At 61.7% G+C, this 8196-nt stretch carries 7 protein-coding genes and 1 pseudogene; 4 read left to right on the top strand and 4 right to left on the bottom strand.

Translation table 11 applies throughout. The features are described from left to right. A pseudogene (locus tag APH28_RS28155) lies at positions 1–177 on the top strand (isocitrate/isopropylmalate family dehydrogenase); the annotation flags it as partial. Positions 178–247: 70 nt separating this feature from the next. On the opposite strand, the gene cspD reads toward APH28_RS28155, so the two are convergent. Next, positions 248–514, bottom strand: coding sequence for a cold shock domain-containing protein CspD (cspD, locus tag APH28_RS16590; protein WP_060511152.1), 267 nt, complete (start codon positions 512–514; stop codon positions 248–250). A 230-nt stretch (positions 515–744) separates the two neighbouring features. On the opposite strand from cspD, the gene clpS reads away from it, so the two are divergent. Together clpS and clpA are read left to right on the top strand one after the other, a co-directional pair. Further along, on the top strand, positions 745–1107 hold the full coding sequence (clpS, locus tag APH28_RS16585) for an ATP-dependent Clp protease adapter ClpS (RefSeq protein WP_003251220.1): 363 nt from the start codon (positions 745–747) through the stop codon (positions 1105–1107). A gap of 30 nt (positions 1108–1137) precedes the next feature. Next, the gene (gene clpA, locus APH28_RS16580) at positions 1138–3408 is read left to right on the top strand and encodes an ATP-dependent Clp protease ATP-binding subunit ClpA (RefSeq protein ID WP_060511150.1); all 2271 of its coding nucleotides are present in this window, start codon (positions 1138–1140) and stop codon (positions 3406–3408) included. A gap of 85 nt (positions 3409–3493) precedes the next feature. Here the strand turns inward: clpA and infA are convergent, their stop codons facing one another. The 3 genes from infA to aat form a co-directional block, all read right to left on the bottom strand. Beyond that, positions 3494–3712, bottom strand: a complete 219-nt coding sequence (gene infA / locus APH28_RS16575; protein ID WP_002553999.1) for a translation initiation factor IF-1 — start codon at positions 3710–3712, stop codon at positions 3494–3496. A gap of 101 nt (positions 3713–3813) precedes the next feature. Next, positions 3814–4521, bottom strand: a complete 708-nt coding sequence (locus APH28_RS16570; protein WP_060511148.1) for an arginyltransferase — start codon at positions 4519–4521, stop codon at positions 3814–3816. Between the two features lie 56 nt (positions 4522–4577). Beyond that, entirely contained in the window at positions 4578–5258 is a 681-nt protein-coding gene (gene aat / locus APH28_RS16565) for a leucyl/phenylalanyl-tRNA--protein transferase (RefSeq protein WP_060511146.1), read from the bottom strand. A 303-nt stretch (positions 5259–5561) separates the two neighbouring features. Between aat and APH28_RS16560 the strand changes: the two genes are divergently transcribed. Beyond that, entirely contained in the window at positions 5562–8135 is a 2574-nt protein-coding gene (locus APH28_RS16560; protein ID WP_371263093.1) for a DNA translocase FtsK, read from the top strand. Positions 8136–8196: the final 61 nt, after the last annotated feature.

The raw sequence follows: 8196 nt of genomic DNA, 5'->3' as shown, positions 1-8196 counted from the left end.
TCGGCAGAGATGATGCTGCGCCATATGGGCTGGACCGAGGCGGCGGACCTGATCATCAAGGGCACCAATGGCGCGATTGCGGCCAAGACCGTGACCTACGACTTCGAGCGTTTGATGGATGGCGCCACGCTGGTGGGCAGTTCAGGATTTGGCGATGCGATGATCAAGCATATGTAAGCCAATGGAAAACCGGCCGCCTCCGTTAAAGAAGCGGCCGGTTTTTTCGTATACCGGCAGAGAGCAAGGATCAGACTTGCACGGGTTCACCTGCGGGCTGGCCTACGGCACTGGCCGTGGCGGCAGCAACCGCGGCGGCGTCCCTGATATTGACCGCATGCAGGCCCTTGGGGCCCTGAATGATCTCGAACACCACGGATTGGCCGGCCTTGAGCGTCTTGTATCCGTCCATCTGCACCGCTGAATAGTGCGCGAACAGATCTTCGGTTTTACCCTCCTCATTGACGAATCCGTAGCCCTTGGCATTGTTGAACCACTTGACTTTACCGCTTGCCATCCCTATGTCCCTCTGCAAAGGACTCCATCACTGGAGTATCATCCACTTCATCCGCATACGAACCCTGCGAAAAATCTGGTTGACTGCGCGGATCTTTATCGCCCACGGTGGGTTCTTATTGGTTGTAACACCGTTTTGCCGATAGTCAAGGTCAGGTGGCGCGTGCGCCAGCGGCCTGCGATGCAGCCAACCCACAACCTTAACCTGACGCTCATGATGAAATTCTTTCCATGCATGCACCCAGTGAGATTCGACTAACATTCAATCAGGATCGCCCGCAATCGAATGAGGACGACGGCTCAGGGCTTGCGGTACAGGAAGCCAAGCCGATCCTGCAGGCGCCACCGATGTACAAGGTGGTTTTATTCAACGATGACTACACGCCGATGGATTTCGTCGTCGAAGTGCTCGAAACGTTCTTCAGTCTGAACCGCGAGCTGGCGACCAAGATCATGCTGACCGTCCATACCGAAGGGCGGGCAGTGTGCGGATTGTTTACCCGTGACATCGCCGAAACAAAGGCCATGCAGGTCAACCAATACGCCAGGGAAAGCCAGCATCCGCTACTCTGTGAAATCGAGAAGGACGGTTAATCGCCGACCACTTGGGTATGAGGTGAAGCTATGTTAAACCGCGAGCTCGAAGTCACCCTCAATCTTGCCTTCAAGGAGGCTCGTTCGAAGCGTCATGAATTCATGACCGTCGAACATCTGCTGCTGGCACTCCTTGACAATGAGGCTGCTGCGACCGTTCTGCGCGCCTGTGGCGCCAATCTCGACAAACTCAAGCACGACCTGCAAGAGTTCATCGACTCCACTACACCCCTGATTCCCGTCAACGACGAAGACCGCGAAACCCAGCCTACCTTGGGCTTCCAGCGTGTGCTGCAACGTGCCGTGTTCCACGTGCAGAGTTCCGGCAAGCGCGAAGTTACCGGTGCCAATGTGCTGGTGGCGATCTTCAGCGAACAGGAAAGCCAGGCTGTGTTCCTGCTGAAACAGCAGAGCGTGGCCCGTATCGACGTGGTCAACTACATCGCACACGGTATCTCCAAGGTGCCTGGCCATGGTTCGCACTCCGAAAGCGACCAGGAAATGCAGGACGAAGAGGGTGGCGAAACGTCCTCTTCGAGCAACCCGCTGGACGCCTACGCCAGCAACCTGAACGAACTGGCACGTGCCGGCCGTATCGACCCGCTGGTGGGTCGCGAGCTCGAAGTCGAGCGCGTGGCGCAGATTCTGGCCCGTCGGCGCAAGAACAACCCGCTGCTGGTCGGTGAGGCAGGTGTCGGCAAGACCGCCATTGCCGAAGGCCTGGCCAAGCGCATCGTCGACGGCCAGGTACCTGACCTGCTGGCGCAGAGCGTGGTCTATTCGCTGGACCTCGGTGCGCTGCTGGCCGGTACCAAATACCGCGGTGATTTCGAAAAGCGCTTCAAGGCGCTGCTCGGTGAACTGAAGAAGCGCCCGCAGGCGATTCTGTTCATCGACGAGATCCACACCATCATCGGTGCCGGTGCGGCGTCGGGTGGGGTGATGGATGCGTCCAACCTGCTCAAGCCGCTGCTGTCGTCCGGTGAGATCCGTTGCATCGGTTCGACCACCTTCCAGGAATTCCGCGGCATCTTCGAGAAGGACCGTGCTCTGGCGCGGCGCTTCCAGAAGGTCGATGTCAGCGAGCCATCGGTGGAAGACACCGTCGGTATCCTGCGTGGCCTGAAAGGTCGCTTCGAGAGCCACCACAACATCGAGTACAGCGACGAAGCCCTGCGCGCCGCCGCCGAGCTCGCCTCGCGCTATATCAACGATCGCCACATGCCGGACAAGGCCATCGACGTGATCGACGAAGCGGGTGCTTACCAGCGTCTGCAGCCTGAGGCCAACCGGGTCAAGCGCATCGATGTGCCGCAGGTCGAGGATATCGTCGCCAAGATCGCGCGAATTCCGCCGAAGCACGTCACCAGCTCCGACAAGGAGCTGCTGCGTAACCTCGAGCGCGACCTGAAGCTGACCGTGTTCGGCCAGGATCAGGCCATCGATTCGCTGGCCACCGCCATCAAGCTGTCCCGGGCCGGCCTCAAGTCGCCGGACAAGCCGGTCGGTTCGTTCCTGTTCGCCGGCCCCACCGGTGTCGGCAAGACCGAGGCGGCGCGGCAGCTGGCCAAGGCGCTGGGTGTCGAACTGGTGCGCTTCGACATGTCCGAGTACATGGAGCGCCACACTGTGTCGCGCCTGATCGGTGCACCGCCTGGCTATGTGGGTTTCGACCAGGGTGGCCTGCTGACCGAGGCGATCACCAAGCAACCGCACTGCGTGCTGCTGCTCGACGAAATCGAGAAGGCCCACCCGGAAGTCTTCAACCTGCTGCTGCAGGTAATGGACCACGGTACCCTGACCGACAACAACGGGCGCAAGGCCGACTTCCGTAACGTGATCCTGATCATGACCACCAACGCCGGTGCCGAAACCGCCGCGCGGGCCTCGATCGGCTTCACTCATCAGGACCACGCGTCCGATGCCATGGAAGTCATCCGCAAGAGCTTCACGCCAGAGTTCCGCAACCGTCTGGACACCATCATCCAGTTCGGCCGCCTGAGCACCGAGACGATCAAGAGCATCGTCGACAAGTTCCTCATCGAACTGCAGGCGCAGCTGGAAGACAAGCGTGTGCTGCTGGAAGTCAGCGATGCCGCCCGCGGCTGGCTGGCGGTATCCGGCTACGACGTGCAGATGGGCGCACGGCCGATGGCGCGGCTCATCCAGGACAAGATCAAGCGGCCCTTGGCCGAGGAGATCCTGTTTGGCGAGCTGGCCGAGCATGGTGGCGTGGTGCACGTCGACCTGCGCGATGGCGAACTGGTGTTCGACTTCGAGACCACGGCTGAGGTGGCGTGATCGCATGGGGCCGCTTTGCGGCCCCATGCATTCTGACAGGCACAAAAAAGCCCGGCACATGGCCGGGCTTTTTCATGGCTAGAGCTTAGCGCGCACGGTAAGTGATGCGGCCCTTGCTCAGGTCGTACGGCGTCAGTTCGACGCGAACCTTGTCGCCAGTGAGAATACGGATGTAGTTTTTACGCATCTTTCCGGAGATGTGCGCGGTTACGACGTGCCCGTTTTCCAACTCCACGCGGAACATGGTGTTGGGCAGGGTGTCGACGACAGTACCTTCCATTTCGAAGCTGTCTTCTTTCGACATGCAGTAGAGCCCTCGGATCCAGTGTTGGCCCGACGCATAACCGCACCGGGCAAAAAAGTGGCGTGGATTATGCCCGAAAACTGTGTGTCAAGCCAATGCTTTCAGTTGAGGGTGACCCAGCGCTGGTTTATCAACAACTCGATAGGCCGATACTGCGTCTTGTAGTTCATTTTCTTGCAGTTCTTGATCCAGTAACCGAGGTACACCGCCTCCAGGTCCTGGCGCAGGGCTTCGGTGATCTGCCAGAGGATGGCAAAGCGCCCCAGACTGCGGCGCTCCTCGTCAGGCTCGTAGAAGGTGTACACCGCCGACAGGCCGTTGGGCAGCAGGTCGCACACCGCCACCGCCAGCAGGCGGCCTTCCAGGCGGAATTCGTAGAACCAGCAGAACGGCAGGTCGCGCACCAGGAAGGTGGAAAACTGGTCGCGGCTCGGCGGGTACATGTCGCCATCGGCGTGGCGGGTCTCGATGTAGCGCCGGTACAGGTCGAAATACTCTTCCTTGAACGCCGGGCGGGCGGCGGTCACGGTCAGGTCGGTGTTGCGCTTGAGGATGCGCCGCTGCTGGCGGTTGGGGATGAAGCGCGCGGCGGGGATGCGCGCCGGCACGCAGGCATTGCAATTCTGGCAATGCGGCCGGTACAGGTGGTCGCCACTGCGACGAAAGCCCATTTCCGAGAGGTCCGCGTACACATTCACGTCCATCGGCTGGCTGGGGTCGAGGAACAGCGTGGTCGCCTGTTCGTCCGGCAGGTAGCTGCAGGAGTGGGGTTGAGTGGCATAGAACTTCAACCGCGCCAACTCTGTCATGATCAACCCCCTCGGTGAGACTTTGCTTTAAGTGTAAGCCAGCTGGCAGAACTCGCCTAGCAAACCCAAGTGGCGCTGTTGGGTTGGTCGAGGTGCTGTGCCAGGTACTGGGCGAACTGGGCGCGGCTGATGGCGCGAGCGCCGAGGCTATGCAGGTGGTTGGTGGGCATCTGGCAGTCGATCAGCACGAAGCCGGCCTGGCGCAAATGCTCGACCAGCGTCACGAAGCCGACCTTGGAGGCATTGTCGGCGCGGCTGAACATCGATTCGCCGAAGAACAGCTGACCAATGGCCAGGCCATAAAGGCCACCGACCAGTTGGCCGCCGTCGCGCACTTCCACCGAATGGGCGATACCGCGCCGATGCAACTCGCAGTAGGCGTCGCGCATGGTGTCGGTGATCCAGGTGCCGCCTTCGTAATCGCGCGGGGCCGCACAGGCAGCGATCACTGCCGGGAAGTCGCTGTCGAAACTGACCTGGTAGCGGCCCTGGCGCATCAGCTTTGCCAGCGAGCGCGAGACGTGCAGCTCGCCCGGCAATAGCACCGTGCGTGGATCGGGCGACCACCAGAGGATCGGCTGGCCGTCCTGGTACCACGGGAAGCAGCCATGCCTATAGGCCTGCTCCAAGCGTTCGGGGCTCAGGTCGCCACCAGCGGCGAGCAGGCCGTTGGGGTCGTGCAGGGCCTTTTCCAGGGGCGGGAAGGTCAACGAGTCGCGAGTCAGCCAGGTGAGCATGGTCTATCGTGCGGTGGGGGAGGGGAGAGGGCAGCATGGCGCGCAGGGCTTGCGGGGTCAATGCTGGCAGGGCCATGAGTCGCTGGCGGGTAGCAGGATAGGCAATTTCCTACACATTCATGAAACCATAGGCACCATCCGCTACATTTGCTGTCACACCTGTGCAAAAACCCAGCATAAGCCTTTGTCACAAAAGAAAATGCGTGCTCAAATTGCACCTAATACGAAAGTCGCCCGCACTCGAGCTCCATACGGCGTGCCGTCATGGCGGCTGGCGGGCAGTAATGTTAAAAGTAGTGGTTCATTGGCCAGACACCGGCCGATCACTACTGGACGCGCAGCACGCGCAGGAATAGACGCGTTTTGAAGAAATCCACCGCAACTCCAGCTCCCTTGCCCGTGCCCCTGTGGCGGCAGCAGCTGCACTACCGCCTCAAGGAAGGTGCGTTGATCGCTGTCGGCGCCCTGTGCCTGTACTTGTGGATGGCACTGCTGACCTACGACACGTCGGACCCGGGCTTCAGCCACACCAGCAACATCGACCAGGTGCAGAATGCCGCCGGGCGTGCCGGTGCGTACTTTGCAGATATCCTGTTCATGGTGCTGGGCTATTTCGCCTACATCTTCCCGCTGCTGCTGGCGATCAAGACCTGGCAGATCTTCCGCGAGCGCCACCAGCCGTGGCAGTGGAGCGGCTGGCTGTTCTCCTGGCGGCTGATCGGCCTGGTGTTCCTGGTGCTGTCGGGCGCGGCCCTGGCGCATATCCATTTCCACCCGCCGGCGAGCCTGCCGTTTTCCGCGGGCGGTGCGCTGGGTGAAAGCCTCGGCGACCTGGCGCGCAACCTGCTGAACGTGCAGGGCAGCACGCTGATGTTCATTGCCCTGTTCCTGTTCGGCCTGACCGTGTTCACCGACCTGTCGTGGTTCAAGGTGATGGACATGACCGGCAAGATCACCCTCGACCTGTTCGAACTGGTGCAGGGCGCAGCCAGCCGCTGGTGGGAGGCGCGCAACGAACGCAAGCGCCTGGAAGCGCAACTGCGTGAAGTCGACGAGCCTGTGTTTGACCTGGCGCCGAAGGCCGCCGAGAAGCGCGAGCCGGCCAAGCCAGCGCTGCGCGAGCGTATTTTCAAGCGTGAGGAAGCACCAGCCCAGCCCGTTGAACCCCGCGAACCGACCCTTGCCCGTGAGCCAGCCGTGCGCAGTGAGCCGACCCTCGCCCGCGAGCCTGTCGTGCCGCGTGAGCCTGTGGTCCCGCGCGAACAGCCGTCTGCATCGGTTCCGACCATCGTACCGCCAGCCGCCGCCAGAGCGCCGGAGCCAAGCAAGCGGGTGATGAAGGAGAAACAGGCGCCGCTGTTCGTCGACAGCGCTGTGGAAGGTACCTTGCCGTCGATTTCGATCCTCGACCCGGCCGAAGAAAAGAAGATCGAGTACTCGCCAGAGTCCCTGGCCGGTGTCGGTCAGTTGCTGGAAATCAAACTCAAGGAATTTGGCGTGGAAGTCTCGGTGGACTCCATCCACCCGGGCCCGGTGATCACCCGTTACGAAATCCAGCCGGCCGCTGGCGTCAAGGTGAGCCGCATCGCCAACCTGGCCAAGGACCTGGCGCGCTCCCTGGCGGTGACCAGTGTGCGGGTGGTCGAAGTGATCCCCGGCAAGACCACCGTGGGTATCGAGATCCCCAACGAAAACCGGCAGATGGTGCGCTTCTCCGAAGTGCTGGCCACGCCGCAGTACGATGAGCAGAAATCGCCGGTCACCCTGGCCCTGGGCCACGACATCGGCGGCAAACCGGTGATCACCGACCTGGCCAAGATGCCGCACCTGCTGGTGGCGGGTACCACCGGTTCCGGTAAATCGGTGGGGGTCAACGCGATGATCCTGTCGATCCTGTTCAAGTCCAGCCCGGAAGACGCACGGCTGATCATGATCGACCCGAAAATGCTCGAACTGTCGATCTACGAGGGCATCCCGCACCTGCTTTGCCCAGTGGTCACCGACATGAAGGATGCCGCCAATGCCCTGCGTTGGAGCGTGGCCGAGATGGAGCGGCGTTACAAGCTGATGGCCGCCATGGGCGTGCGTAACCTGGCCGGCTTCAACCGCAAGATCAAGGACGCCCAGGAAGCCGGCGAGATCATCCATGACCCGCTGTACCGCCGCGAGAGCATGGACGACGAGCCGCCAGCGCTGAAGACCCTGCCCACCATTGTCGTGGTGGTCGACGAATTCGCCGACATGATGATGATCGTCGGCAAGAAGGTCGAAGAGCTGATCGCCCGTATCGCCCAGAAGGCGCGGGCCGCCGGTATCCATCTGATCCTCGCCACCCAGCGGCCGTCGGTGGATGTGATCACCGGCCTGATCAAGGCCAACATCCCGACCCGTATGGCGTTCCAGGTGTCGAGCAAGATCGACTCGCGGACCATCATCGACCAGGGCGGCGCCGAACAGCTGCTCGGCCACGGTGACATGCTGTACATGCCGCCGGGCACCAGCCTGCCGATCCGTGTGCACGGTGCGTTCGTCTCCGACGATGAAGTGCACCGCACGGTCGAGGCGTGGAAGCTGCGCGGCGCGCCGGACTACAACGACGACATCCTCAATGGCGTGGAAGAGGCCGGCAGCGGCTTCGATGGCGGCGGCGGCGGTGGCGATGGCGACGATGCCGAAACCGATGCCCTGTATGATGAGGCCGTGCAGTTCGTGCTGGAAAGCCGCCGCGCGTCCATCTCCGCAGTGCAGCGCAAGCTGAAGATCGGCTACAACCGCGCCGCGCGGATGATCGAGTCGATGGAAATGGCCGGCGTGGTCACCCCGATGAACAGCAACGGCTCGCGGGAAGTGATTGCCCCGGGCGGCCCGCGCGACTGATGAACACCTTGCCGGGCACCAACGGTGGCGCCCGGCCTTTTCAATGCTCAATGAGGATTCC

Source organism: Pseudomonas sp. NBRC 111124 (assembly GCF_001320245.1).
Classification (GTDB): domain Bacteria; phylum Pseudomonadota; class Gammaproteobacteria; order Pseudomonadales; family Pseudomonadaceae; genus Aquipseudomonas.
This window is presented reverse-complemented; position numbering and strand designations above follow the sequence as displayed.

Excerpts from the sequence above, each read along its gene's own strand:
- cspD (WP_060511152.1), bottom strand. The coding sequence starts at position 514 with ATGGCAAGCGGTAAAGTCAAGTGGTTCAACAATGCCAAGGGCTACGGA.
- clpS (WP_003251220.1), top strand. The coding sequence starts at position 745 with ATGCATGCACCCAGTGAGATTCGACTAACATTCAATCAGGATCGCCCG.
- clpA (WP_060511150.1), top strand. The coding sequence starts at position 1,138 with ATGTTAAACCGCGAGCTCGAAGTCACCCTCAATCTTGCCTTCAAGGAG.
- infA (WP_002553999.1), bottom strand. The coding sequence starts at position 3,712 with ATGTCGAAAGAAGACAGCTTCGAAATGGAAGGTACTGTCGTCGACACC.
- APH28_RS16570 (WP_060511148.1), bottom strand. The coding sequence starts at position 4,521 with ATGACAGAGTTGGCGCGGTTGAAGTTCTATGCCACTCAACCCCACTCC.
- aat (WP_060511146.1), bottom strand. The coding sequence starts at position 5,258 with ATGCTCACCTGGCTGACTCGCGACTCGTTGACCTTCCCGCCCCTGGAA.